The sequence below is a fragment of the Bradyrhizobium sp. ORS 278 genome (assembly GCF_000026145.1).
Lineage (GTDB): Bacteria > Pseudomonadota > Alphaproteobacteria > Rhizobiales > Xanthobacteraceae > Bradyrhizobium.
In genome coordinates, this window is sequence record NC_009445.1 from 6,251,499 (window position 1) to 6,274,409 (window position 22,911).

The window sequence follows — 22,911 nt, forward strand, 5'->3', positions numbered from 1 at the left end:
AGACATCCACCCCAACCCCTCCCCGCAAGGCGAAGGGGAGCTCACGGCCGATGCCGCGATGTCGTCTGCCGCAATGTCGTACGCTTTCTCCGCGTCATTGCGAGCGAAGCGAAGCAATCCAGGGGCTCGGGTAGGACTCTGGATTGCTTCCGCCGTCGCCCTTCGGGCTATGGCGGACAGGTCGTCGCTTCGCTCCTCGCAATGACGGTGGAGCCAGAGGTCAGTCTACGCCACAACACCCAAAGTCTTCGCGGCCTGCCAGTTGCGCCAGAAGTCGTGGGGCATCTGGATGTGGGTGGCGCCGAGGAACGAGAAGGCGTCGTTCACCGCATTCGAGAACGCCGGCACGCCGCCGACATTGGGGCTTTCGCCGACACCCTTGGCGCCGATCGGGTGGTGCGGCGACGGAGTCACCGTGTAGTCGGTCTCCCAATGCGGCGTCTCCACCGCGGTCGGCATGAAGAAATCCATGAACGAGCCGGTGACGACGTTGCCCTCGGCATCGTAGCGGATCTCCTGGCCCATCGCGATGGCGAAGGCTTCGGTGAGGCCGCCATGGACCTGGCCCTCAATGATCATCGGGTTGATGCGGGTGCCGCAATCGTCGAGCGCGTAGAAGCGCCGGACCTTGTACACGCCGGTGTCGACATCGATGTCCATCACGCAGAGATACGCGCCGAACGGATAGGTCATGTTGGGCGGATCGTAGTAGCTCACCGCCTCCAGTCCCGGCTCCATGCCGGGAGGAACCGAGTTATATGCGGCCCAGCAGATGTCCTTCATCGACATCGCCTTCTCCGGCAGGCCCTTGACCCGGAAGCCGTCGATGTCCCATTCGAGGTCGTCCTCGTGGACCTCGAGCTTGTAGGCCGCGATCATCTGCGCCTTGGCCTTGATCTTCCGAGCCGCCATGGCGATGGCCGCGCCGGCGACCGGCGTCGAGCGCGAGCCGTAGGTGCCCAAGCCGTAAGGCGCGGTATCGGTGTTGCCCTCCTCGACCATGATGTTGTCGGCGGGAATGCCGATCTCGCTGGCGATGATCTGCGCCCAGGTGGTCTCGTGGCCCTGACCCTGGCTCTTGGTGCCCATGCGCGCGATGCCGGCGCCGGTCGGGTGCAGCCGGATCTCGCAGGAATCGAACATCGCGATGCCGAGAATGTCGCAGTTCTTGGACGGGCCGGCGCCGACGATCTCGGTGAAGAAGCCGATGCCGATGCCCATGATCTCCCGCGTCTCGCCGCGCTTGAAGGCGGCGCGCTTCTCGGCCTGCTCCTTGCGCAGACCGGCGTAGTCGACCGTCTCCATCATCTTTCGCATGGCGGTGTGATAGTCGCCGGAATCGTATTCCCAGCCGAGCGCTGAGTGATAGGGGAACTGCTCCGGCTTGACGAAGTTCTTCAGCCGCAGTTCGGCCGGATCCATGCCGAGCTTTTGCGCCAAAATGTCCATCGCGCGCTCGATGCAATAGGCCGCCTCGGTGACGCGGAACGAGCAGCGGTAGGCGACCCCGCCCGGCGCCTTGTTGGTGTAGACGCCGTCCACCGCGAGATGCGCAACCGGGAAATCATACGAGCCGGTGACGATGTTGAAGAAGCCGGCCGGCCATTTCGACGGATCGGCGCAGGCATCGAAGCCACCGTGATCGGCCAGCACGTGGACGCGCAGGCCGGTGACCTTGCCGTCCTTGGTCGCGGCGATCTCGGTCGTCATGTGATAGTCGCGCGCGAACGCGGTCGCGGTGAGGTTCTCGATGCGGTCCTCGACCCATTTCACCGGCTTGCCGGTGACGATCGAGGCCACCGCCGCACAGATATAGCCGGGATAGGCGCCGACCTTGTTGCCGAAGCCGCCGCCGATATCCGGCGCGATGACGTGAATCTTCTGCTCCGGCAGTTTCGCGATCAGCGACACCACGGTGCGGATCACATGCGGCGCCTGGAACGTTCCCCAGATCGTCAGCTCGCCCTTGATCTTGTCGAACGAGCAGACGCACTGACAGGTCTCGAGCGGCGACGGATGGGTGCGGTGATAGGAGATCATCTCCTTGATCGTCACATCCGCCTTCTTGAACGCGGCATCCGTCAGCTCCTTGTCGCCGACGCTCCATTCGAAGATGTGGTTGTGATGCTTGCGCGGCCCATGCGCGCCTGTGGTCTTGCCGGCGAGGTCCTCGCGCAGGACCGGCGCATCCGGGTCCATCGCCTTGAACGGATCGACCAGCACCGGCAGCGGCTCATAGTCGACGACCACCTTCGAGACGCCGTCATCGGCGGCGTAGCGGTCGGTGGCGACGACGAAAGCGACCTCCTGGTTCTGGAACAGCACCTTGCCGTCGGCGAGCACCATCTGCACGTCGCCCGCGAGGGTCGGCATCCAGGCGAGGTTGACGGTCTTCAAGGTCTCGGCGGTGATCACCGCGAGCACGCCCGGCACCTTGAGCGCCTCCTCGGTGTGGATCGCCTTGACCCGGGCATGCGCATGCGGCGAGCGCACGAAGTCGCCATGCAGCATGCCCGGCAGCTTGACGTCGTCGACGTAATTGCCCTTGCCTTGCGTGAAGCGGATGTCCTCGACGCGCTTGCGCCGGCAGCCCATGCCTTCGAGGGCGGCTTCGCGTTGTTCCCGCGTGGGAGTCATGTCGTTCATTCCGCGGCCTCCTGGAATTCAACGCCGTTGATCTTGGCGGCGGCGTATTGGATCGCCTTGACGATGTTCTGATAGCCGGTGCAGCGGCAGATGTTGCCGGAGATGCCGGCGCGGATCTCGGCTTCGGTCGGCGACGGATTTTCCTTCAGCAGCCGATGCGCGCGCAAAATCATGCCGGGCGTGCAGAAGCCGCATTGCAGGCCGTGCATCATGCGAAAGCCTTCCTGCAGCGGCGACAGGGTGCCGTCGGCGTTGGCCATGCCTTCGATCGTTGTGATCTCGGCGCCATTGGCCTGCACCGCGAGCATGGTGCAGCTCTTTACGCTCATGCCGTCGATATCGACGGTGCAGGCGCCGCAATGGCTGGTCTCGCAGCCGATATGCGTGCCGGTGAGCTGCGCCTGCTCGCGCAGGAAGTGGACCAGCAAAGTGCGCGGCTCGGCGAGGCCCTCGACCTCGCTGCCATTCACCTTCATCGTGACGTGGGTTTTGGGCATTCGGTGCTCCCTGGAAATCTTCTTCGAACTTTGGGCCAGCTATCAGCGGCGGTGTCGGGAGGCTCCCTCTCCGCGTTGTTCACGGGGAGAGGGTCAGCCAGACGAGTGGTGGACGCGGTGAGACTTGTCCCGCCTCACCCGCGTGCGCAGCCTCCGGATCGATTCCCTACTTCGCCCGGCTCGCCGCGCGCTGCAGCGCGCGCATCACCATGATGCCACCGACATGGATGCGATATTCGGCCGGGCCGCGCGCGTCTGACGCCGGCTGCATGATCGCGCGTGCGGCGGTCGCGGCCGCCTTCAGCGCCGCATCATCCAACGTGGTCCCGATCACCGCGTTCGCCGCGTCGGTCGCCAGCAGCGGCGTCTCGTGCAGGTTGGTCAGCGCGATCACGCAAGTCGCGACCTTGCCGCCGGCCATGGTCAGCACGACGCCGGCCGCAGCGGTCGCATAGTCGCCGACCTTGCGCTTCAGCTTCTCATAGGCATGCCCGTGCCCCGCCGGCGGAACTGGAATGCTGACCCTGGTCAGGATCTCGCCAGGCTCGAGCGCGGTGAAGTACGCGCCCTGGTAGAAGTCGCGCGCGGCAACTTCGCGGGCGCCGTTCGGGCCTTCCAGCCGATAGCTCGCGTCCAGCGCCAGCATCAGCGCCGGCATGTCGTTGCCGGGATCGCCATTGGCGACGTTGCCGCCGAGCGTGCCGCGGTAGCGCACCTGCGGATCGGCGATCAAAAGCGCCGTCTCGTGCAGAATCGGCAGGGTGGTGCCGATCTCGGCGGACGCCAGCAGCTCGGCCTGGGTCGTCATGGCGCCGATCACGATGCGGTCGCCATCGCGGCAGATGCCCTTGAGGCCGGCGATGCCGTGCAGATCGACCAGATGCGCCGGGGTCGCCAGCCGCAGCTTCATCATCGGCAGCAGGCTATGGCCGCCGGCGAGCGGGCGGGCCTCGTCGCCGAGATCGGCGAGCAGCTTGATCGCATCGCCGACGCTGGCAGGCCGGTGATAGTCGAACGGGCCAGGAATCATGCTGGTTCCCTCCTGTGCTGGCCTGCCTTTTGCGGCTTGGCCGTTTGCTTGCTGCGACCGGTGCTTGCTGCGACGGACGTTCGTGCTGCAGCAGCGAAAGGCGAGCAATCGATCGCGGATTGCGCGGAGCGTCGATCGGGATCGCCCACCGCGCAACGGGGCGGACACGGAGAGCCGTGAATTCGCACGAATTGCGGAGCAACGCGCACGAATTGCGTCAGCCACGGCGACCCAATTGCGCGAACGGCGTGCGAGAAGAGACACGAAGGCGCGCAGACAGGCGATGCTTGCGGTGTCGATGGACGTGCGTTGCGGGAAGTGGGTGCGCCGAATATTGCGGCTGCGAAATCAACGTTCTGACATCAGGCCGGCCGCCGCAGCCCAAGCCGCGCCTTCACCTCGGCGACCTTGGCGCGGCTCACCGGCACGCGCGGCTTCGACGGGCCGTCGAGCTCGATGATCGCGCCCTCGCCCTCCTTGCCGACGAAGGTCACGTGCTCGATCGCGACGATGTGACTGCGATGGACGCGGATGAAGCGGCCGGGATCGAGCTGCGCCTCGGCCTCGGAGATCGACCACGGACACATCCGCTCGCGGGTGCCGTCATGTACCCTGGTGTAGTGCGCGTCGGCGCGGACGCTGCGGACATCACTGGCATCGATGAAATGGGTGCCGTTGGCGCCTTCGAGCGGCAGCCGCGCCGCTGCAACGCGTGGCGGCTGGCCGATGCCGCCGAGCGGCGCGGCCTTGACGCGCGCGGGCGCAACACTCTCGACGGACTCGGGAGGAGTCGGCGCCACGGGATGCGCCGGCGACGGCGGGCTGACCGGTTCCGGCGCGAGTTCGGGGGCTGGCTCGACCATCACCGGGGTCGGCTTCGACGGGCGCTGGGGCTCGGGCACCAGCGACAGCAGGAAGCCGGCGGCGACGACGAAGCACAGCACAGAGACCACGATCGCCAGCGCCTGCGGCGACGCAGCAAGCCCTGCGGCCACGTGCTGATGGCCCTCGCCCGCCGGCACCACATGCATGCCCAGCATCGCCGTATAATGCATACCGGAGACAGCGACGCCGAAGGCGAGCGCGCTGATCGCGAGCCGCAGGCCATCCTGCCGCGCCAGGAAGATGCGCAAGCCGCCATAGGCGGCGACGATCGCGATCGCGACCGACAGCGCCACGAGCAACGGGTCGTGCGTCAGGCCGAAGCGGCCGGCGAGGCCGTGCATGCCGACATAGTGCATGCTGGCGATGCCGGCACCGAGCAGCAGCGCCGAGGGAATCAAGCGCTGGGCTGAGGGATCGCCGATGCTGACGAAGAACAGCGAAATCCCGACGACCAGCGCGCAGATCAAAAAGGAGATGATGGTCGGCAGCACCAGATAGACGGCATCTGGAGGCAGTGGCGCGGCCATCATGCCCACGAAATGCATGGTCCAGATGCCCACCGCCAGGATGCCCGCGGCGCCGGACAGCAGCACGCGCGGGTTCGCCCCCGGCCCGCTGCGAATGCGCGCGGTGAGACTGAATCCGGTATAGCCACCCAGGCTCGCGATCACGACCGAGAGCGCGACGAGATAAGGATCGTATCCTTCGATCATCCTTGTCGGCTGCCCGTCACCACGGGCCAGCCTCCTCCCGGGAGAGGTTTTACAGGGGGCGCGCCGAGAATGACAACACAAGGCGGGGAGCGGGAGGGGACGCGGTGTCGCTGGGGTTGCGAGGCGCAGCAGCCCAAAGTTGTGGCCGCGAGCAAGTTGGGATTCGAGCTCACGCCGCAATGGCGGTGAATTCCCCTCCCCCTTGCGGGGAGGGGAGCCGATCGCCCGTGTCGCAAGATGTGCGATCGTGCAGAGAGAAAGCATGTGGCCGGCCATAGCCCGCCACACGCCATCCCCCCGCTCAGATGATCCCCGCCGCGACCTGGCTGCGCAGGCGCTCGAGGCTCAGCAGGGTCTCCGCACAGGCCGTCGCCACCTCGACGCCCTTGGTCGCGAAATGCTTCCGGAAGAAATCGAAATGCGCCTGTGTCTCGTGGAATTGTTGCGGGGTCAGCACCGCCGAGAATACCGGCACCTCGGTGCGCAGCTGTACGTCCATCAGCGCCTTGATGACGGTGTCGGCGACAAATTCGTGGCGATAGATGCCGCCGTCGACGACGAGCCCCGCCGCGACGATCGCGGTGTAGCGACGCGTCTTGGCGAGCAGTTGCGCATGCAGCGGGATCTCGAACGAGCCCGGCACCTCGAAGATGTCGACACGGTCGCGTGGAATGTGGCGCGCCTCGATCTCGTCGAGAAACGCCACCCGGCATTCGGCGACGACGTCGCGGTGCCAGGCCGACTGCACGAAGGCCACGCGCTGCGGCTTGGCAAAGCGCGGATGCGAGGGCGCCGGAGGCAATTCCTCGGGTGGTGACGCAACCGGCGTATCCGCCGGCTGTGCAGTTTCGGTGGTGGTGGCGGTGTCGATGGAGTCTTGCAACATCTGATTCATGGCGATCCTCATGAGAGACCAGAATCAGGGCACACGGAACGACGACGCCCCCACGCTGGATGGCGCGGGGTGCCGGGACCCGTTCTCTTTCATCCGGACTGTGACCGTCGGCTTCGGAGTCGCACCGAATCTGCTGACCCTTCTCTTCATGGCCCGATCCGGAGAACAGGATTTTCCAGACTGGCCCTTGCAGAAAAGGCGCTCGCGGGCTTGCGGCTCGACCGAGACCGCTTACCGCCGGTGGGGAATTTCGCCCCGCCCTGAGAACATGAGCCGCCCGGAATGGACGGCCCACAGGAACTATGCAGACCGTCCGGGCCGCCGACAAGGCCTGATGTCCGCACCGCACGAGGGGCCGCTATGCAGCGCGCGGCCGCTTCGTCACGGCCCCCGGGGGGATTTTCCCCGGCCATTGCGGCGGCTGCGGCGAATCCGATTCCGTTTTGTTCTGGTTTGGCCATGATTCCACAGGCTGGACAGGAGTTGTGGACGAAGCGGTGTTTCGCTGTGGACGGACTCACCCCCCCGTTGCGCAGATTCCGCAAATCACATCAGTTTGTCGTCGCACGCCCGGGGTACCTCCGGGACTGCAGCCGGGTCACGACGCGCCGAGAGGGTGCGGGCCGGGTCGCCGCGTAAGTACCAACGAGATCAAGAAGACGAGGTCGAGACGGCATGTCCCTGCTCGAAAGCACTATCGATTCCGGAGTTCATCCGCTGAGCGTGGTCGAGAACATCGCGTCCGACAACAACTGGATGTTCGAGCGCTCCGGCGAGGATGAGATCACGATCGCCTCCAAGGGGCAGTGGACCGACTACCAGATCTCCTTCACCTGGATGGGTGAGATCGAGGCGCTGCATCTGGCCTGCGCCTTCGACATGAAGATTCCGGAAGCGCGCCGCGCCGAAGTGCAGCGGCTGATCGCGGCCATCAACGAGCAGCTGTGGCTTGGCCATTTCGACATCTGGACCCACACCGGCATGGTGATGCACCGCCAGGCCCTGGTGCTGCCAGGCGGCATCACGGCGTCCGGCCCGCAATGCGAGAGCATGCTGGCCGGCGCCATCCACGCCTGCGAGCGCTATTTCCCGGCCTTCCAGTTCGTGGTCTGGGCCGGCAAGTCGACCCACGACGCCATGGCCGCGGCGCTGTTCGATACCGAGGGCGAGGCGTAAGCCGCCGGCGCCTCGACATATTCGGTGTCGTCCCGGCCTTGAGCCGGGACCCATACCGCGTGATGCCCATGTCGCCCGCGATGCTTGTCGCTCTGCCCTCGCTCCACTAGAACCGCCTGTGGTTATGGATCCCGGCTCAAGGCCGGGACGACAGCTTTTGTGCGGTGACTTCCGTGGGCAACAACGAACTCCAACACACCACCGGCACCATCGTGCTGGCCGGTGCCGGCAAGATGGGCGGCGCGATGCTGAGCGGCTGGCTGGCCGGCGGGCTCGATCCGGCGCGGGTGGTGGTGATCGAGCCGATGCCGTCGGCCGAGATCACGGCGCTGGTGGCCAAGGGTGTGCGGCTCAATCCGGCCGATGCCGCACCGGCCGAGGTCGTCATCCTCGCCGTCAAGCCGCAGATGTTCCGCGAAGCCGGACCGGCGCTGAAGCGGTGGGTGGGCGGCGCCACGCTGGTGCTGTCGATCATGGCCGGCACCACGATCGCCAGCCTGCAGGATGTGGTGGGCGGCGCCGTGGTGCGCGCGATGCCCAACACGCCGGCCGCGATCGGCCGCGGCATCACGGTCGCCGTACCCGCCGCCAATGTCAGCGCCAGCCAGCGCGCGCTGACCGATGCGCTGCTGCGCGCGACCGGGGCGGTCGAATGGGTGGATGACGAGATGCTGATGGACGCGGTCACCGCGGTCTCCGGCTCCGGCCCCGCTTATGTCTTCCTGCTCGCGGAGGAGCTCGCGCGCGCCGGCGTCGCCGCTGGCCTGCCCGAGGCGCTGGCGACGAAGCTGGCACGCGACACGGTGTCCGGCGCGGGCGAGCTGCTGCATCGCTCGGATCTCTCATCTGCGACATTGCGGCGGAACGTCACCTCGCCCGGGGGCACGACCGCGGCCGCACTCTCGGTGCTGATGGCCGCGGACGGCTTCCAGCCGCTGCTGGAGCGCGCGGTGGCCGCGGCGACGGCAAGGTCGAAGGAATTGGCCAAATAGCTCCTCCACCCTCCGCCGTCATTGCGAGCGCAGCGAAGCAATCCAGGGCCACGCCCGCGGCCCTGGATTGCTTCGTCGCGGAGCTTGTCATCGGGCCGCGCTTTGCGCGGACCGTTGGCTCCTCGCAATGACGGTGACATGCGCCGCTACGGCACCGCGAAGCGCTTCTTGAACTGCTCGACATTGATCAGGCCGCGGCCATGGCGGCCGTCGCCGATCTTCACCTCGCCATGGAATGCCTCGACCGCGAAGCGGATGACGCGGCGCTCGACCTCGATCACCTCGGCCACCGTGCGGATGGTGGCGCCGACCGGCGACGCCGCGAGATGGCGGATGTTGACCTCGGTGCCGACCGTGACCCAGCCCGGCGGCAGCACCGGGTTGATGGCGTCGCCGGAGGTCATCTCCATCTCCAGGATCATCATCGGCGTTGCATAGACCATGGGCATGTGCGGCACGAAGTGGCCGACCGTGCGCTCCGGCGGAACGACCAGCGAGCGCTCGGCGCGCATGCCCGGCTTGATGATGTCACGTGCGTCCATGGCGGCGCTCCAAACTCCGTTGTCGTCCCGGACAAGCTCAGACGCGCGACAGCGCGGCGGAGCGCCGATCCGGGACCCATAGGCGGCGGCGGCTGTGATGGCAAAAGGCCAATGACCACCCTGCCTTAAACCACTCCCTGGGGGTATGGGTCCCGGCTTTCGCCGGGACGACGGCGGTGGATATCGAGACGGACGCGACGGCCGCGCTTCGCCCGAACGACGGCGAGCTACTTCTTCTGCTCGGCGGCGCGCTCGACGAAGGTCTTGCCGCCCTTCATCTTGTGTGCCAGCGGCGCCTCGTTGATCTGGATGACGACGGCTTCGGGATCGACGCCGAGATGCGTCACCAGCGCCTTGCTGATGTCGCGCATCATGTTGGTCTTCTGCTCGTCGGTCCGGCCGGCGGCCATGTTGATGGTGATCTCGGGCATTGAGTTTCCTCCTTCTATCTCTCGTCGTTCTTACAACCGGCTGCGAGTTAGATCGTCATCGCGAGGAGCAAAGCGACGAAGCGATCCAGGGTTACTCCGAAAGATCGTTCTGTTTGGCCCCTGGATTGCTTCGCTTCGCTCGCAATGACGGCAAGATAACCGAGCCGGATGATTGCCTGGTCTCGTTACCCCCAGCTCACATCGTGCCGCGCGAGCACCTCGCGGACGGCGGCGACGAGTTCGTCCTCCTTGGCGGAGACCTGCGCCGGGCGGCTCTCGCGCCATTCCTGGTTGGAGGCGATCGCGGCGGCGGCCTTGGCGCCCTCGATCAGGTCCTTGATCTGCACCTCGCCGCGCGCCTTCTCGTCCGAGCCCTGGATGATGACGCAGGGCGCGTTGCGGCGGTCGGCATATTTGAGCTGGTTGCCCATGTTCTTCGGGTTGCCGAGATAGAGCTCGGCGCGGATGCCGTGGCCGCGCAGGGTCGAGACCATCTTCTGATAGTCGGCGACGCGGTCGCGGTCGAACACGGTGACGACAACGGGGCCGAAGGCCGGCCGCGTGTCGAGCTTGCCGAGCAGGGTCAGCGCCGCCTGCAGACGGGAGACACCGATTGAGAACCCGGTCGCCGGCACCGGCTCGCCGCGGAAGCGCGAGACGAGACCATCGTAGCGGCCGCCGCCGCCGACCGAGCCGAACACCACCGGCTGGCCCTTCTCGTTCGGAATCGCGGTAAGAAGCTCAACCTCGAAGACCGGACCGGTGTAGTATTCAAGACCACGAACGACCGATGGATCGATGCGGATCCGCTTGGAGCCATAGCGCGCAGCCTGCCCGAGCTGAGCAATTTGTTCTAGCTCATCCAAGCCTTCCGAGACTTTGGCAGAATCTCCGAACCAGCTGCGAAGGAGTTTAATCGTAGCCAAATTATTGATCGGAAGTCGCCCCGGCGCAAAATCCGAATGAATCTCCCTCACCAGATGCCCACGGCGTTGATCGAAATTGACTTCGACGTAGCTGGATTCTTGTTTTTCCCATTCCGACAGATGGTCAAAATCACTTGCCGATTGCGGCGTAAGCTCGAAAAGTCCCATTATTTGGGTAATATCATCCTCGATGAGCCCGGCTCCTTTGGTAAAGTCACCGCTTTCATCCTTCCGTCCTGGCCCCAGCAGTTCACGCACGCCGCGGTCACCAAGACGATCATACTTGTCGAGCGCTCGCAGAACGGCGAGTCGCCTGCCAGCATTGTCATCGCCACCAAGACCAATGCTCTCTAAGGCGCCATCGAGCAATTTTCGACTATTGACCTTGACCGCGTAGTCGCCGCGGGCAATGCCGAGCGCCTCCATCGTGTCCGCCGCCATCATGCACATTTCGGCATCCGCCGCCGGCGAACCGGAGCCGACGGTGTCGGCGTCGAACTGCATGAACTGGCGGAAGCGGCCGGGACCGGGCTTCTCGTTGCGGAACACGTAGCCTGCTCGATAAGAACGATACGGCTTCGGCAGCGCGTCGAAATTCTCGGCGACGTAGCGCGCCAGCGGCGCGGTCAGGTCGTAGCGCAGCGAGATCCACTGCTCGTCATCGTCCTGGAACGAGAACACGCCCTCGTTCGGGCGGTCCTGGTCGGGCAGGAATTTGCCGAGCGCATCGGTGTATTCGAATGCCGGCGTCTCCACCGGCTCGAAGCCGTAGCGCTCGTAGACGGCGCGGATCTTCTCGACCATTTCGCGGGTGGCGGCGATCGCCGCCGGGCCGCGATCCTCGAGCCCGCGCGGCAGCCGCGCCTTCAGCTTCTGGGGTTTCTTGGGTTTGTCGTTCATTTGATACCAGAGCGTAGGGTGGGCAAAGCGCAGCGTGCCCACCATGGCTGACAAATACCGGAACGGTGGGCACGGCCCGCTTCGCGGTCCTTTGCCCACCCTACGGGATGGGATGCGTTGCTGGCTTTGGTAGCAGCCGGGGCGCAGGGTCACAACCCGGGGGAGCTGCACGATTTAAGGCTCGTCATGGCCGGGCTTGACCCGGCCATCCACGACTTTCATGCCGCACGACGCGGATGCCCGGGACAAGCCCGGGCATGACGGCGAACGGAGCAGCAGCAGCCCCCTACTTCACGTCCCTGATCCAATTATGCGGATCCGCAGTTCGGCCGTACTGGATGTCGACCAGCTGCTTGCGCAGGCCCATGGCCACCGGGCCGGCCTCGCCGCCATTGATGACGACGTCGCCGCTCACCGAGCGGACCTTGCCGATCGGCGAGATCACGGCGGCGGTGCCGCAGGCGAAGGCTTCCTTGAGCTTGCCGCTTGCGGCATCCGCGCGCCACTGGTCGATCGAATAGGCCTCCTCGCGCACCTCGCGGCCGGCGTCGCGCGCCAGCTTGATGATGGAGTCTCGCGTGATGCCCGGCAGGATGGTGCCGAGCGGCGGCGTCGACAGTGAGCCGTCGGCGAACACGAAGAACACGTTCATGCCGCCGAGCTCCTCGACGTAACGCCGCTCGATCGCATCCAGGAACACGACCTGATCGCAGCCCTGGGCCATCGCCTCGGCCTGCGCCTTCAGGCTCGCGGCATAGTTGCCGCCGCATTTGACGCCGCCGGTGCCGCCGACCGCGGCCCGGGTGTAGTTCTCCGACACCCAGATCGAGACCGGGGCCGGGCCGCCCTTGAAATAGGAGCCGACCGGCGAGGCGATGACCGCGAAAATGTACTCCGCCGACGGCTTCACGCCGAGGAACACCTCGTTGGCGATCATGAACGGGCGCAGATACAGGCTGCCCTCGCCGCCCGGGATCCAGGCGCGGTCGATGCGGACGAGCTGCTCGACCGCCTCGATGAAGACCGCCTCGGGCAGCTGCGCCATCGCCATGCGCTCGGCCGAATTCCAGAAGCGCTTGGCGTTGGCGTCGGGGCGGAACAGGTTCACGCCGCCATCGTCGCGCTTGTAGGCCTTCAGCCCCTCGAAGATCTCCTGCGCGTAGTGCAGCACGGCCGCGGCCGGATCGAGCGGGAAGTTGGCACGGGATTCGACCCGCGCGCTGTGCCAGCCCTTGTCCTGGCTGTACTGGACCACGGCCATGTGATCGGTGAACACGCGGCCGAAGCCGGGATTGGCGAGCTTGGCCGCCCGCTCCTGGTCGGAGGTCGGGTTCGCCGTCGGCCTGATGTCGAATGTCAAAGTCATGTCCTTGCTTCCCCCGCTCTGGTCGCCGTTCGCGAGTTCTGGCGCCGCCCCGTCGATCCGGGTCGGTCAGCCCTTTGAATTTCAGACCTGCCGTGACCGGCGTCGCGCCGGGTTGCCAGGCAAGCATGCCACGACAGGACATGCTTTTGCGCCTCGCGGAAGTCCAGTATGGTTTGCCGAAATGCCGCTCGACATCACACGGTTGTTGAATCCGTCGCCAAGGGTTGCCCGTCGGGGTTGCTTTCGGCCCATTCAGACACGCCTTGAGACGATCACCCGCCGATGAAACGATCTAAAATTTCGTAGCGGGCGATTGTTTTGTAACATTGAACCGCAGAAACGTCAATATGGCTGACATAAATTTCTCGTCTCCGACGTTGAGCCCGGATGTGCGCCCGGCCGAGCCCGCTGCGGTTGCCGGCGGCGAGGCGCTGCGCTGGGACATCATCGAGCTGTTGTTCTTCGCCTATCGCGACTTCGTCGGGGATGCCGACCATGAGCTGGAGGCGTTCGGCTTCGGCCGCGCGCATCACCGCGTGATGCATTTCGTCACACGCTATCCGGGCCTGAAGGTCGCCGACCTGCTCGACGTCTTGCGCATCACCAAGCAGTCGCTCGGCCGCGTGCTGAAGCAGCTGCTCGACGAGGGCTACATCGTGCAGAAGACCGGCAACAATGATCGCCGGCAGCGCCTTCTTTTCGCCACCCCGAAAGGCGAGGCGCTGGTGGCCAGGCTGGCCGGGCTGCAGACCAAGCGCATCGATCGCGCGCTGGAGCAGATCGGGCCTGTTGGCGCCGAGAAGGTCCGGCAATTCCTGCGCGCGATGATCGATCGCGACGATCCGGACAAGGTGCTTGAAGCCATATTCAGAACGCCTGTCGCCGCCGCCAAGGAGTGACCGTGACGATCGCCGCCATCGCACCGCATCCGCCGCAAACGCCCGCCGACGACGCGCCGCATCTCCTGCTCGTCGACGACGACCGCCGCATCCGCGATCTGCTGTCGCGCTTCCTGCGCGGCGAGGGCTATCGCGTCACCACGGCGGCCAGCGCCAGCGATGCCCGCGCCAAGCTGACCGGCCTGCATTTCGATCTCCTGATTCTCGACGTGATGATGCCCGGCGAGAGCGGCTTCGACCTCGCCCGCTCGATCCGCACGCAATCCTCGGTGCCGATCGTGATGCTGACCGCGCGGTCCGAGCCGGAAAGCCGCATCGAGGGCCTGCAACTCGGCGCGGACGACTACGTTGCAAAACCGTTCGAGCCGCGCGAGCTGGCGCTGCGCATCGGCAACATCCTCAAGCGCGCCGCGCCGCCGCCGGCCGAGGAGGTCGTCGAGCAGATCAGCTTCGGCCCGTTCATCTATCATCTGGCGCGCGGCGAATTGAAACAGGGCGACGAGATCGTCCACCTCACCGACCGCGAGCGCGAGATGCTGCGCATTCTCGCCAATGCCCGCGGCGAGACCGTGCCGCGCGGCGCGCTGACCGGCAACGGCACCGTCAACGAGCGCGCCGTCGACGTCCAGATCAACCGCCTCCGCCGCAAGCTGGAGAGCGATCCGGCCAATCCCCTGTTCCTGCAGGCCGTGCGCGGCATCGGCTACCGGCTGATGACATCGGGCTGAGCATGAAGAACTGCTCTGACATCACGCGCGTGTTTTTCGCAGGTGGCGATCATGCTCATCCGCTTCTCTCGATTGCTGAGGCTTACGACGCCCTGGCCGCACGATCGGTGCACCCTCTCCCCTTGTGGGAGAGGGTGGATCGCATGAGCGGAGCGACATGCGAGCCGGGTGAGGGGTATGCGTCCGCAGGCGAGATCGCGGTGACAGACCCCTCACCCGGTTTCGAACTTCGTTCGAAACCACCCTCTCCCACAAGGGGAGAGGGTGCACCGCTCCTGCGGCGCGCGGTCGTGCCACAACAACAATGCTCTCTCTGCGCATGACCACCCTCGACACCGGCCTCACCCTCATCCGCACCGCATCGCGCCGCGTGTCGCGGGCCAACAGCATCGTCGGCAACGCTTTCAAGGGCTGGATGCCGACCGGTCTCTACGCCCGCGCGCTGCTGATCATGATCGTGCCGATGGTGATCCTGCAGACGGTGGTCGCGGGCGTGTTCATGGAGCGGCACTGGAACACGGTGACGCGGCGCCTGTCGGCCGCCGTGGTGCAGGACGTCGCGGCGCTGATCGACATCTACAAGGGCTATCCGCAGGACAAGGACCGCACCATGCTGCGCCGGATCGCGCAGCAGCGGCTCAACCTGGTCGTCGACTTTCTCCCCGCCGGCGACATGCCGCCGCCCGGGCCGAAGCCGTTCTTCAATCTGCTCGACCAGTCGCTGTCGAGCCAGATCGGCCGCCAGATCAGCCGCCCCTACTGGATCGACACCGTCGGCCGCTCCAATCTGGTCGAGATCCGGATTGCGCTCGATGACGCCGTGATGCGCGTGTTCGCCCAGCGCGGCGCGGCCTATGCCTCCAACACCGACATCTTCCTGTTCTGGATGGTCGGCACCTCGTCGATCCTGTTGATCGTGTCGGTGCTGTTCCTGCGCAACCAGATCAAGCCGATCCTGCGGCTGGCCGATGCCGCCGAGAGTTTCGGCAAGGGCCGCGAGGTGCCGAACTTCAGGCCGCGCGGCGCGCGCGAGGTGCGGCGCGCAGCGCATGCGTTCCTCGAGATGAAGGCGCGCATCGAGCGCGCGATGGAGCAGCGCACGGCGATGCTGGCCGGCGTCAGCCACGACCTCCGCACCATCCTGACGCGCTTCAAGCTCGAGCTGGCGCTGCTCGGCGACAGCCCCGAGATCGACGCCATGCGCAAGGATGTCGACGAGATGTCGCATATGCTGGAGGACTATCTGGCCTTCGCCCGCGGCGACAATGGCGAGATCGCGCAACCGACCGATATCTCCAACGCGCTCGAGGAGCTGCGCAGCGATGCCGAGCGCAACGGCCACTCCGCCACGGTGTCGTTCCATGGCCTGCCGGTGGTCACGGTGAAGCCGCAGGCGCTCAAGCGCTGCCTCGGCAATCTCGTCTCCAATGCCGCGCGCCATGCCGATGCGATCGCCATCACCGGCCATCGCGACCACCGCTATCTCACCATCACCGTCGACGATGACGGCCCGGGCATTCCCGCCGCCATGCGCGAGGAGGTGTTCAAGCCCTTCCTGCGCCTCGACGACGCCCGCAACCAGGACGAAGGCGGCACCGGCCTCGGCCTCGCCATCGCCCGCGACATCGCCCGCTCCCATGGCGGCGACATCACCCTAGGCGACAGCCCCATGGGCGGCCTGCGCGCGAGCGTGCGGATTCCGGTGTAGTCGACGGCTCAGCTCATTCCTGTGCGATCACGGCGTCGAGCCAGGCGCAGTTCAGCGGCGGAACGCGCGGGTCCGGAACGCGGACGCCGCGTGCGGCGGCCGACAGGCGCATGTCGCGCATGCGCTTGCGCGGCTCATCCGGCAAATACAAGCGCTCGTGTCCCCATAATGACGGACCATCGAAGGTCTCGTGCGGCTGCCAGCTCGCGGGATCGATCACGCGGCCGCCCCAGCCATATTCGATGAAGAAGCCGGACGGCGTGTTCACGTAGAACGAGGTCATGTGGTCGTTGGTGTGCCGGCCCAGCGTGTAGGCCACGCGTCCCTCGTCGAGCTGTGCCAGATCATAGCCCTGACCGACGTCGTCGAGGCTGCCGAGCTCCACCATGAAATGATGCAGCGTGCGGCGGCCGGAGCCGACCATCGCAAAGCTGTGATGGCGGCCGTTGACGTGGAAGAAATACAGCTTGTATGGCGTCAGGCCGAAATCGGACACCTGGAAGCCGAGCAGGTCGCGATAGAATGTCAGCAGCGGCTCGACCTCCTCGACGTTGAGCACGACATGTCCCATGCCAAGCGGCCCGGTGCGAAAGCCGGAGATCGGACGTCCCGGCCTGAACGGATCCGCGGCAACCGCTGCGCCCCAGAACACCTCGATTGTGTGGCCGGCCGGATCCTGAAACGAGATCAGCTCGGTGACATGACGCTCGTCGGCGAGCGCGCGCGAGCCGCTGATGACCTTCACGCCATGGTCCTCGAGACGGCCAGCCAGCCGCGCGAGCGCCGCAGCATCGCCGACCTCCCAGCCCATGACGGCAAGTCCGTCATCACCGCTGCCGTCGACGATCAGCCGCTGCTTGCGATCGTCCATGCGGTAGGCCTGCATGTCAGCCGCGCGATCGACGCGCTGCATCCCGAGCAGCTCGGTCGCCATCCGTCCCCACTGCTCCGCCTGGGGCGACTTGATCCCGATGTAGCCGAGCGCCGTGATCTCCATGGTGTTTCCTCCCGACAGGCGCGGGCCGAATTTCGTATCGGCTCCGCGCGGTCCTGCAGTACACTGCCGCCCCTGCATCCGGCTCGCGTTCTCAGGACGGTATCGGCGGACGCAAACGAAGACCAGGGAGGATGTTCCGGGTGTCCAAGCAACGGACGCGATCTCCGCAAGCCCGTCCTGCGGAGGGTGTCCGCGCATTCAAGCGCGGCCTTGACGTGCTGCGCGCGGTCAATCGCTCCGGCGGCATTCGCGCCGGCGATGTCGCCCGCCAGCTCGATCTGCCGCGCCCCACGGTCTACCGCCTGCTCGAAACATTGGAGGAGCTCGGCTACGTCGCCCGCAGCGCCAGCGACGACCGCTTCCGGGTGACGCGCCACGCGCTGAGCCTCGGCGACGGCTATGATCCCGGCATCGTCATCTGCCAGGCCGCCGCGCCCTATCTCGCCGAGCTCAGCCGCACCCTGGTCTGGCCCGTCGATCTGTCGACCTATGAGAACGGTGCGATGGTCATCCAGGAAACCACGCACGCGCGCAGCCCGCTCTCGATCGATCGCAGCATGATCGGCAAGCGCCTGCCGATGCTGCAGACCTCGGCCGGCCGGGCCTATCTGGCGGCCTGCCCGCCGGCGGAGCGCGACCTCATCATCAACCATCTGCGGCGCATCGAGAACGCCGAGGACGTTCCATTCCTGGCGCCCGATCGGCTGCAACGCATGATGAAGGAAACGGCTCAGCGCGGCTTTGCGATCCGCGACGAGGGCGAGTTCAATCCGAAGACGTCGTCGATCGCGGTGCCGATCGTGCGCGATGACGTCGTGTTCGGCTGCATCTCGATCATCTGGATCCGCTCCGCCATGACTTTGGAGGAAGCCGTCGCCCAATATGCTGCGCCCTTGCGCGACGCCGCGGCCGCCATTCCAGTCGAACGCTAGGCGTCCGCTGGGCGGACAGTTCGTGACCGCGCCTTGAAGCTGCGAGGCGGTTGCGGATCAGATGCGGCTATGAGCAACACGGCCGTACACTCTCCAAACTTCGACGTCGTCATCGTTGGTCGCGGGCCGGTCGGCTCGACGCTCGGCAATCTGCTCGGCCTGTGCGGCCTCCGCACCCTGATCCTGGAGCGCGAGGCCAAGACCTATCACTTGCCGCGCGCGGTGCATTTCGACGACGAATGCATGCGCGTGTTCCAGACCATCGGCCTCGCGGACGCCATCCTGCCCCATGTCACCTTGAGTCCCGGCATGCGCTTCGTCGATGCGGACGGCCGATTGCTACTCGACTGGCCTCGCCCCAGCGAACCGACCGCGATGGGCTGGAATCTGAGCTACCGCTTTCACCAGCCCGATCTCGAAGCCGTGCTCAATGACGGCCTGGAGCGGTGGGCGCATGTCGACCTTCGCACGCGCTGCGAAGTCTTTGCGCTCGAGCAGGATCACAGCGGCGCGCGCGTTCGTTACGAGGAGTTGGACACCGGCCGGCTCGTCGACATCTCCTGCGCCTATGTGGTCGGCTGCGATGGTGCGCGGTCGCTGGTGCGCCGCTTCATCGGCTCGGCGCTGGACGATCTCGGCTTTCACGAGCGCTGGCTGGTCTGCGACGTGCTGCTGCGCGAGGCGCGGCCGGACCTCGGCGATTTCAGCGTCCAGCACTGCAACCCGCAGCGTCCGGCGACCTACATTCGCGGCACCGGCAGCCGCCGCCGCTGGGAGATCACGGTTCACCCCCACGAAGACGCCGCCGAGATTACCCGGCCTGCGCGCGTCTGGGAGCTGCTTTCGCCCTGGCTGCGGCCCGCCGAGGCGGAGATCGAACGTGCCGCCGTCTACACCTTCCACTCCGCGGTGGCCCAGCGATGGCGCAACGGACGCTTCCTGCTCGCAGGCGATTCCGCGCATCAGACCCCACCGTTCCTTGGCCAGGGCATGTGCGCCGGCATTCGCGATGTGGCCAACCTCGCCTGGAAACTGGCGCGCGTGATCGCCGGCAAGGCAACGCCTGATCTTCTCGACACCTATCAAAGTGAACGCGCGCCGCATGTGCGCGAATTCATCGAACTCGCGATCCGGCTAGGTGGTCTCATCAACACCAAGGCGGTCGAGGCGGCGCTCGCGACCGGCACGGCGCAGGGCGACGGCCAGCTCAAGCTCGACGTGCAGAAGCCGCTGCTAGGACCGGGCCTGGCTTGCGGCGATCGCAGCCTGACGGGACGACTCGCGCCGCAATTCCGCGGCCGCGACCACAGCCGCAGCGACGATCGCGTCGGCTATCGCTTCGCGCTGCTGTGCCGGTCGGGCCTGGAGGCCGCGGTTATCGAGCAGCATCATGCCGATCTGTCGGCCGCTGACGTCGCGATCGTTTGCGGCCAGGAGGCCGGTGGCCTCGATGCGTGGCTCGATCAGCACGGCTCCGATGCCGTTTTGATGCGTCCGGACCGCTACATCCTCGGGGCCGTCCGCACCGGCGAGGATGCCGCGTCGCTGCTGTCCGGCGTCGCCCGACTCGCACCGCTGCCGAGCGCCGCCTGATCTTTTCCGTCTTTCCTGAAAGGGCTCACGTATGAAGCTGGTTTCCTTTGTCATCGACGGGCGTTCCGGTTACGGCGCGGTGAAGGGCGATGGTGTCGTCGACCTCGGCCGGCGCCTGCCGTCGAAGAGCCTGCGCGCGCTGCTCGAGGCGGACGCGCTCGGCGCCGCTGCCGCGCTGCTCGCCTCCGAGCCGGTCGACTATCCCCTGAGCGCGCTTGCCTTAGCGCCCGTCATTCCCGATCCCGGCAAGATCATCTGCGTCGGCCTGAACTATCGCGACCACGTCGCCGAGACCGGCCGGACCGTGACCGAGAAGCCCGCTTTGTTCGCGCGTTTTCCGACGAGCCAAGTGGGACATCTGCAGCCGATCGTTCGCCCTGATGTCTCCGATCATTTCGACTACGAAGGCGAGCTTGCGCTCGTGATCGGCAAGGCAGGCCGGCACGTCCGGCGCGAGGACGCGCTCACGCATGTCGCCGGCTATTCCTGCTACAATGAAGGCAGCATCCGCGACTGGCAGCGCCATACGTCGCAATTCCTGTCGGGCAAGACCTTCGACAAGTCCGGCGCCTTCGGCCCCTGGCTGGTCACCGCCGACGAGATCCCCGACCCGTCCAGGCTGACGCTGCAGACCCGCCTCAATGGCGAGACCGTGCAGCGGACCACGACGGATCGGCTGATCACCGACGTGCCCGACCTGATCGTCTATTGCTCGACCATCATGACTCTGCTGCCGGGCGATGTGATCGTCACCGGCACGCCGGGAGGCGTCGGCTTCAAGCGCACGCCGCCGTTGTTCATGCAGCCGGGCGATACGGTCGAGGTCGAGATCTCCGGCATCGGCGTGCTGCGCAATCCCGTGACCGCCGAAACGGCCGCCTGACGTCTTCGCCTCGCGGACAACCGCTGGGCGCTCCAATCAAACACGACATAACAAACAAGATCGTTGAACCCGGGGAGGATCATCATGTCGCGCCGTCTCACATCCGGCATCGCCGCGCTGTTGCTGCTGGCAGGTTCATCCGCGCAGGCGGAGATCAAAGGGCAAGCCATCCGCATCGGGGTGCTCACCGACATGACCGGCGTCTTCGCGACTGCGATGGGGCCGGGCTCTGTCGAAGCGGCGCGGATGGCCGCGGAGGAGTTCGGCGGCAAGATCAGCGGCAGGCCGATCGAAATCCTGCAGGCCGACCATCAGAACAAACCGGACATCGCGGTCTCGATCGCGCGGCGCTGGTTCGAGCAGGACGGCGTACAGGCGATCGCCGATGGCGGCAGCTCCGGCGCAGCGCTCGGCGTGCAGGAGCTGGTGCGCGGCAACGGCAGGATCTTCCTGATCTCGGGCGCCGGCGCCAATCAGCTGACTGACGAGGCCTGCGCACCGACCTCGGTGCAGTGGACGCATGACGCCTATTCGACCGCGACGGCCGTGGTGTCGGGCATCATGCAGACCAGCAAGGAGCCGTGGTTCTTCATCACCGGCGACTATGCGTTCGGCCATTCGGTCGAGGCCACCGCGCGCGCCCGCATCTCCGCGCTCGGCGGCACGGTCGCCGGCAGCGTCAAGGCGCAGCTCGGCACGCCGGACTACGGCTCGTTCCTGCTGCAGGTGCAGGCTTCAGGCGCCAAGATCCTGGCGCTCAACGTCGCCGGCGACAACGCCACCGCGATCAAGCAGGCGGAGGAATTCGGGCTGGCGGCGCAGGGCATGAAGATTGTGCCGATGTCGTTCCAGAACGTCGACATCGAGGCGATTGGTCTCAAGGCCACGCAGGGCGACCTCATCGTCACCAGCTTCTTCGAGGATGCCTCGCCCGCCGCGCGGCGCTTCTCCGATGCGTTCTACGCACGCCGCAAGGCGATGCCGTCACAGATCCAGGCCGGCGTCTACTCGGCCGTGCGGCACTATCTGCAGGCGGTGAAGGATGCCGACAGTGATGACGGCGCGACGGTCATGGCGAAGATGAAATCGACCCCTGTCTCGGACGCCTATGCGGAGCATGGCCAGATCCGCGACGACCAGCGCATGGTGCATGATCTCTATCTGGTCCAGGTGAAGACACCGGCCGAAGCGAAGGCGCCGCGGGACTTCGTCAAGCTCGTGACGAAGATCGCCCCCGATCAGGCATTTCGCCCGCTCGACCGCAGCAAATGCAGTCTGGTCGGGAAGTAAGCATCTCCGGGAGTGCGATGCCCGAACTCAGTGCGCTGTGATCGTCACGTCCAAGCGAGCGGCTCCTTAGAACCGGCGATTGTTTCCGGGCGCGCTTTCGCCGTCCCTCGGTGTCATTCCCCGCGAAGGCGGGGATCCAGTACGCCGCGGCCTCTCGGTCGATCACCGCCGTCTCTGGAATACTGGATCGTCCGCCTTCGCCTTCGCGGCCGATGACAGCCAGCCGGCTCGACATGATCAAAGCGTCAAGCCTTGGGAACCTGGTCCCAACCGTCCCGCCGTGGCAAAGTGCCGAAGGGGTGGCCGTTACTGCTTCGCGCCCGGGATCAGGTTCTTCAGCTTGGCCATGTCCTTGACGTTCATCTTCATGCCGCCGGGCATGACGATGTCGCCGGGTTTCTGGTCCGCCTTGCAGGCGCCGAGCCACTTCGCCTCGATGGTCATTGCGGTGTCCTTGGCGCCGGTGGCGCCGCCCTGGATCTTCGAGGTCGTCTTCACCGTGTAGGCCGAATTGAAGTCGCCGGTGATCTCGGCATGCGACGTCGTGCTCATGCCGCCGAAGCTGCAGACGGAATCGCTGACATAGCCGGTCGCCGTCTTCTGGATATCCTGCTTGGAGCAGACCTGCTGCGCCATCGGCGAGGCCATGTTGTTCATGTCCTTGTCGGTGGTCTCGTCGGTGCAGTGCTGCATCGTCATCTCCGGCAGCTGGCCGCCGGACCGAATCATCTTGAGCTCCCAGAGACCCGCCTTGCGCACCGGCAGGTCGAGCGCGAAGGCCGCGCTCGCCGCTCCGCCCAGAAGGCTGCAACAGAGGACTCCGAGGAGGAGGCGCTGACGTGTCATGATCGTGTTCCGGCTTAGCTGTCAATCGGCGAACCG

At 66.1% G+C, this 22,911-nt stretch carries 20 protein-coding genes and 1 riboswitch; of the genes, 9 read left to right on the plus strand and 11 right to left on the minus strand.

Features of this window, described 5'->3' with window-relative positions; translation table 11 throughout:
- Window positions 1-225: 225 nt before the first annotated feature.
- The 5 genes from BRADO_RS28035 to BRADO_RS28055 all read right to left on the minus strand — a co-directional run bounded on the left by BRADO_RS28035 (window position 226) and on the right by BRADO_RS28055 (window position 6,666).
- A complete protein-coding gene (locus tag BRADO_RS28035) occupies window positions 226-2,646 on the minus strand; it encodes an aerobic carbon-monoxide dehydrogenase large subunit (RefSeq protein ID WP_012029576.1) in 2,421 nt (806 codons plus the stop codon).
- A complete protein-coding gene (locus tag BRADO_RS28040; RefSeq protein ID WP_012029577.1) occupies window positions 2,643-3,143 on the minus strand; it encodes a (2Fe-2S)-binding protein in 501 nt (166 codons plus the stop codon). The genes BRADO_RS28035 and BRADO_RS28040 overlap by 4 nt, the downstream gene beginning before the upstream one ends.
- Window positions 3,144-3,309: 166 nt before the next feature.
- Window positions 3,310-4,173 carry a xanthine dehydrogenase family protein subunit M gene (locus BRADO_RS28045; protein ID WP_012029578.1) on the minus strand — a complete coding sequence of 288 codons (864 nt, stop codon included), beginning with the start codon at window positions 4,171-4,173 and terminating at the stop codon, window positions 3,310-3,312.
- A gap of 362 nt (window positions 4,174-4,535) precedes the next feature.
- Complete coding sequence (locus BRADO_RS28050; protein ID WP_012029579.1) at window positions 4,536-5,771, minus strand: MHYT domain-containing protein; 1,236 nt, start codon at window positions 5,769-5,771, stop codon at window positions 4,536-4,538.
- 301 nt (window positions 5,772-6,072) lie between these two features.
- On the minus strand, window positions 6,073-6,666 hold the full coding sequence (locus BRADO_RS28055) for a 6,7-dimethyl-8-ribityllumazine synthase (protein WP_041757053.1): 594 nt from the start codon (window positions 6,664-6,666) through the stop codon (window positions 6,073-6,075).
- A gap of 77 nt (window positions 6,667-6,743) precedes the next feature.
- Window positions 6,744-6,938, minus strand: a riboswitch (FMN riboswitch).
- A gap of 403 nt (window positions 6,939-7,341) precedes the next feature.
- Here BRADO_RS28055 and BRADO_RS28060 point away from each other — a divergent pair.
- Together BRADO_RS28060 and proC are read left to right on the plus strand one after the other, a co-directional pair.
- Window positions 7,342-7,842: a YbjN domain-containing protein gene (locus BRADO_RS28060; protein WP_012029581.1), complete on the plus strand. Its 501-nt coding sequence runs from the start codon at window positions 7,342-7,344 to the stop codon at window positions 7,840-7,842.
- Between the two features lie 164 nt (window positions 7,843-8,006).
- Window positions 8,007-8,834 (plus strand): pyrroline-5-carboxylate reductase, encoded by an 828-nt coding sequence (proC, locus tag BRADO_RS28065; RefSeq protein ID WP_012029582.1) that lies wholly within the window; start codon window positions 8,007-8,009, stop codon window positions 8,832-8,834.
- A 146-nt stretch (window positions 8,835-8,980) separates the two neighbouring features.
- Here proC and BRADO_RS28070 read toward each other — a convergent pair whose 3' ends face one another.
- The 4 genes from BRADO_RS28070 to BRADO_RS28085 form a co-directional block, all read right to left on the minus strand.
- Window positions 8,981-9,376, minus strand: coding sequence for a thioesterase family protein (locus BRADO_RS28070; protein ID WP_012029583.1), 396 nt, complete (start codon window positions 9,374-9,376; stop codon window positions 8,981-8,983).
- A gap of 227 nt (window positions 9,377-9,603) precedes the next feature.
- A complete protein-coding gene (locus tag BRADO_RS28075) occupies window positions 9,604-9,807 on the minus strand; it encodes a tautomerase family protein (protein ID WP_012029584.1) in 204 nt (67 codons plus the stop codon).
- A 185-nt stretch (window positions 9,808-9,992) separates the two neighbouring features.
- On the minus strand, window positions 9,993-11,633 hold the full coding sequence (gene hisS / locus BRADO_RS28080) for a histidine--tRNA ligase (RefSeq protein ID WP_012029585.1): 1,641 nt from the start codon (window positions 11,631-11,633) through the stop codon (window positions 9,993-9,995).
- Between the two features lie 286 nt (window positions 11,634-11,919).
- Window positions 11,920-12,999, minus strand: a complete 1,080-nt coding sequence (locus tag BRADO_RS28085) for a branched-chain amino acid aminotransferase (RefSeq protein WP_012029586.1) — start codon at window positions 12,997-12,999, stop codon at window positions 11,920-11,922.
- A gap of 347 nt (window positions 13,000-13,346) precedes the next feature.
- Here BRADO_RS28085 and BRADO_RS28090 point away from each other — a divergent pair, with 347 nt between their 5' ends.
- The 3 genes from BRADO_RS28090 to BRADO_RS28100 all read left to right on the plus strand — a co-directional run bounded on the left by BRADO_RS28090 (window position 13,347) and on the right by BRADO_RS28100 (window position 16,334).
- On the plus strand, window positions 13,347-13,898 hold the full coding sequence (locus BRADO_RS28090) for a MarR family winged helix-turn-helix transcriptional regulator (protein ID WP_041757056.1): 552 nt from the start codon (window positions 13,347-13,349) through the stop codon (window positions 13,896-13,898).
- Window positions 13,895-14,626 (plus strand): response regulator transcription factor, encoded by a 732-nt coding sequence (locus BRADO_RS28095; RefSeq protein WP_012029588.1) that lies wholly within the window; start codon window positions 13,895-13,897, stop codon window positions 14,624-14,626. The genes BRADO_RS28090 and BRADO_RS28095 overlap by 4 nt, the downstream gene beginning before the upstream one ends.
- A 319-nt stretch (window positions 14,627-14,945) precedes the next feature.
- Entirely contained in the window at window positions 14,946-16,334 is a 1,389-nt protein-coding gene (locus BRADO_RS28100; RefSeq protein WP_041757058.1) for an ATP-binding protein, read from the plus strand.
- Window positions 16,335-16,347: 13 nt separating this feature from the next.
- Here the strand turns inward: BRADO_RS28100 and BRADO_RS28105 are convergent, their stop codons facing one another.
- Entirely contained in the window at window positions 16,348-17,331 is a 984-nt protein-coding gene (locus tag BRADO_RS28105; RefSeq protein WP_012029590.1) for a VOC family protein, read from the minus strand.
- Window positions 17,332-17,471: 140 nt separating this feature from the next.
- On the opposite strand from BRADO_RS28105, the gene BRADO_RS28110 reads away from it, so the two are divergent.
- The 4 genes from BRADO_RS28110 (at window position 17,472) to BRADO_RS28125 (ending at window position 22,029) form a co-directional block, all read left to right on the plus strand.
- The gene (locus BRADO_RS28110; RefSeq protein ID WP_041757782.1) at window positions 17,472-18,263 is read left to right on the plus strand and encodes a DNA-binding transcriptional regulator; all 792 of its coding nucleotides are present in this window, start codon (window positions 17,472-17,474) and stop codon (window positions 18,261-18,263) included.
- Between the two features lie 69 nt (window positions 18,264-18,332).
- Window positions 18,333-19,856 carry a bifunctional 3-(3-hydroxy-phenyl)propionate/3-hydroxycinnamic acid hydroxylase gene (locus tag BRADO_RS28115; protein ID WP_012029592.1) on the plus strand — a complete coding sequence of 508 codons (1,524 nt, stop codon included), beginning with the start codon at window positions 18,333-18,335 and terminating at the stop codon, window positions 19,854-19,856.
- Window positions 19,857-19,887: 31 nt separating this feature from the next.
- Complete coding sequence (locus BRADO_RS28120) at window positions 19,888-20,739, plus strand: fumarylacetoacetate hydrolase family protein (RefSeq protein ID WP_012029593.1); 852 nt, start codon at window positions 19,888-19,890, stop codon at window positions 20,737-20,739.
- Window positions 20,740-20,823: 84 nt separating this feature from the next.
- Complete coding sequence (locus tag BRADO_RS28125) at window positions 20,824-22,029, plus strand: ABC transporter substrate-binding protein (RefSeq protein ID WP_041757060.1); 1,206 nt, start codon at window positions 20,824-20,826, stop codon at window positions 22,027-22,029.
- Window positions 22,030-22,335: 306 nt separating this feature from the next.
- Here the strand turns inward: BRADO_RS28125 and BRADO_RS28130 are convergent, their stop codons facing one another.
- Complete coding sequence (locus BRADO_RS28130) at window positions 22,336-22,875, minus strand: DUF3617 family protein (protein WP_012029595.1); 540 nt, start codon at window positions 22,873-22,875, stop codon at window positions 22,336-22,338.
- Window positions 22,876-22,911: the final 36 nt, after the last annotated feature.

What these genes read in the sequence shown, in the direction of transcription:
- BRADO_RS28035 (WP_012029576.1), bottom strand. Translation starts at nt 2,646, where the DNA reads ATGAACGACATGACTCCCACGCGGGAACAACGCGAAGCCGCCCTCGAA.
- BRADO_RS28040 (WP_012029577.1), bottom strand. Translation starts at nt 3,143, where the DNA reads ATGCCCAAAACCCACGTCACGATGAAGGTGAATGGCAGCGAGGTCGAG.
- BRADO_RS28045 (WP_012029578.1), bottom strand. Translation starts at nt 4,173, where the DNA reads ATGATTCCTGGCCCGTTCGACTATCACCGGCCTGCCAGCGTCGGCGAT.
- BRADO_RS28050 (WP_012029579.1), bottom strand. Translation starts at nt 5,771, where the DNA reads ATGATCGAAGGATACGATCCTTATCTCGTCGCGCTCTCGGTCGTGATC.
- BRADO_RS28055 (WP_041757053.1), bottom strand. Translation starts at nt 6,666, where the DNA reads ATGAATCAGATGTTGCAAGACTCCATCGACACCGCCACCACCACCGAA.
- BRADO_RS28060 (WP_012029581.1), top strand. Translation starts at nt 7,342, where the DNA reads ATGTCCCTGCTCGAAAGCACTATCGATTCCGGAGTTCATCCGCTGAGC.
- BRADO_RS28070 (WP_012029583.1), bottom strand. Translation starts at nt 9,376, where the DNA reads ATGGACGCACGTGACATCATCAAGCCGGGCATGCGCGCCGAGCGCTCG.
- BRADO_RS28075 (WP_012029584.1), bottom strand. Translation starts at nt 9,807, where the DNA reads ATGCCCGAGATCACCATCAACATGGCCGCCGGCCGGACCGACGAGCAG.
- hisS (WP_012029585.1), bottom strand. Translation starts at nt 11,633, where the DNA reads ATGAACGACAAACCCAAGAAACCCCAGAAGCTGAAGGCGCGGCTGCCG.
- BRADO_RS28085 (WP_012029586.1), bottom strand. Translation starts at nt 12,999, where the DNA reads ATGACTTTGACATTCGACATCAGGCCGACGGCGAACCCGACCTCCGAC.
- BRADO_RS28090 (WP_041757056.1), top strand. Translation starts at nt 13,347, where the DNA reads ATGGCTGACATAAATTTCTCGTCTCCGACGTTGAGCCCGGATGTGCGC.
- BRADO_RS28100 (WP_041757058.1), top strand. Translation starts at nt 14,946, where the DNA reads ATGACCACCCTCGACACCGGCCTCACCCTCATCCGCACCGCATCGCGC.
- BRADO_RS28105 (WP_012029590.1), bottom strand. Translation starts at nt 17,331, where the DNA reads ATGGAGATCACGGCGCTCGGCTACATCGGGATCAAGTCGCCCCAGGCG.
- BRADO_RS28115 (WP_012029592.1), top strand. Translation starts at nt 18,333, where the DNA reads ATGAGCAACACGGCCGTACACTCTCCAAACTTCGACGTCGTCATCGTT.
- BRADO_RS28120 (WP_012029593.1), top strand. Translation starts at nt 19,888, where the DNA reads ATGAAGCTGGTTTCCTTTGTCATCGACGGGCGTTCCGGTTACGGCGCG.
- BRADO_RS28125 (WP_041757060.1), top strand. Translation starts at nt 20,824, where the DNA reads ATGTCGCGCCGTCTCACATCCGGCATCGCCGCGCTGTTGCTGCTGGCA.
- BRADO_RS28130 (WP_012029595.1), bottom strand. Translation starts at nt 22,875, where the DNA reads ATGACACGTCAGCGCCTCCTCCTCGGAGTCCTCTGTTGCAGCCTTCTG.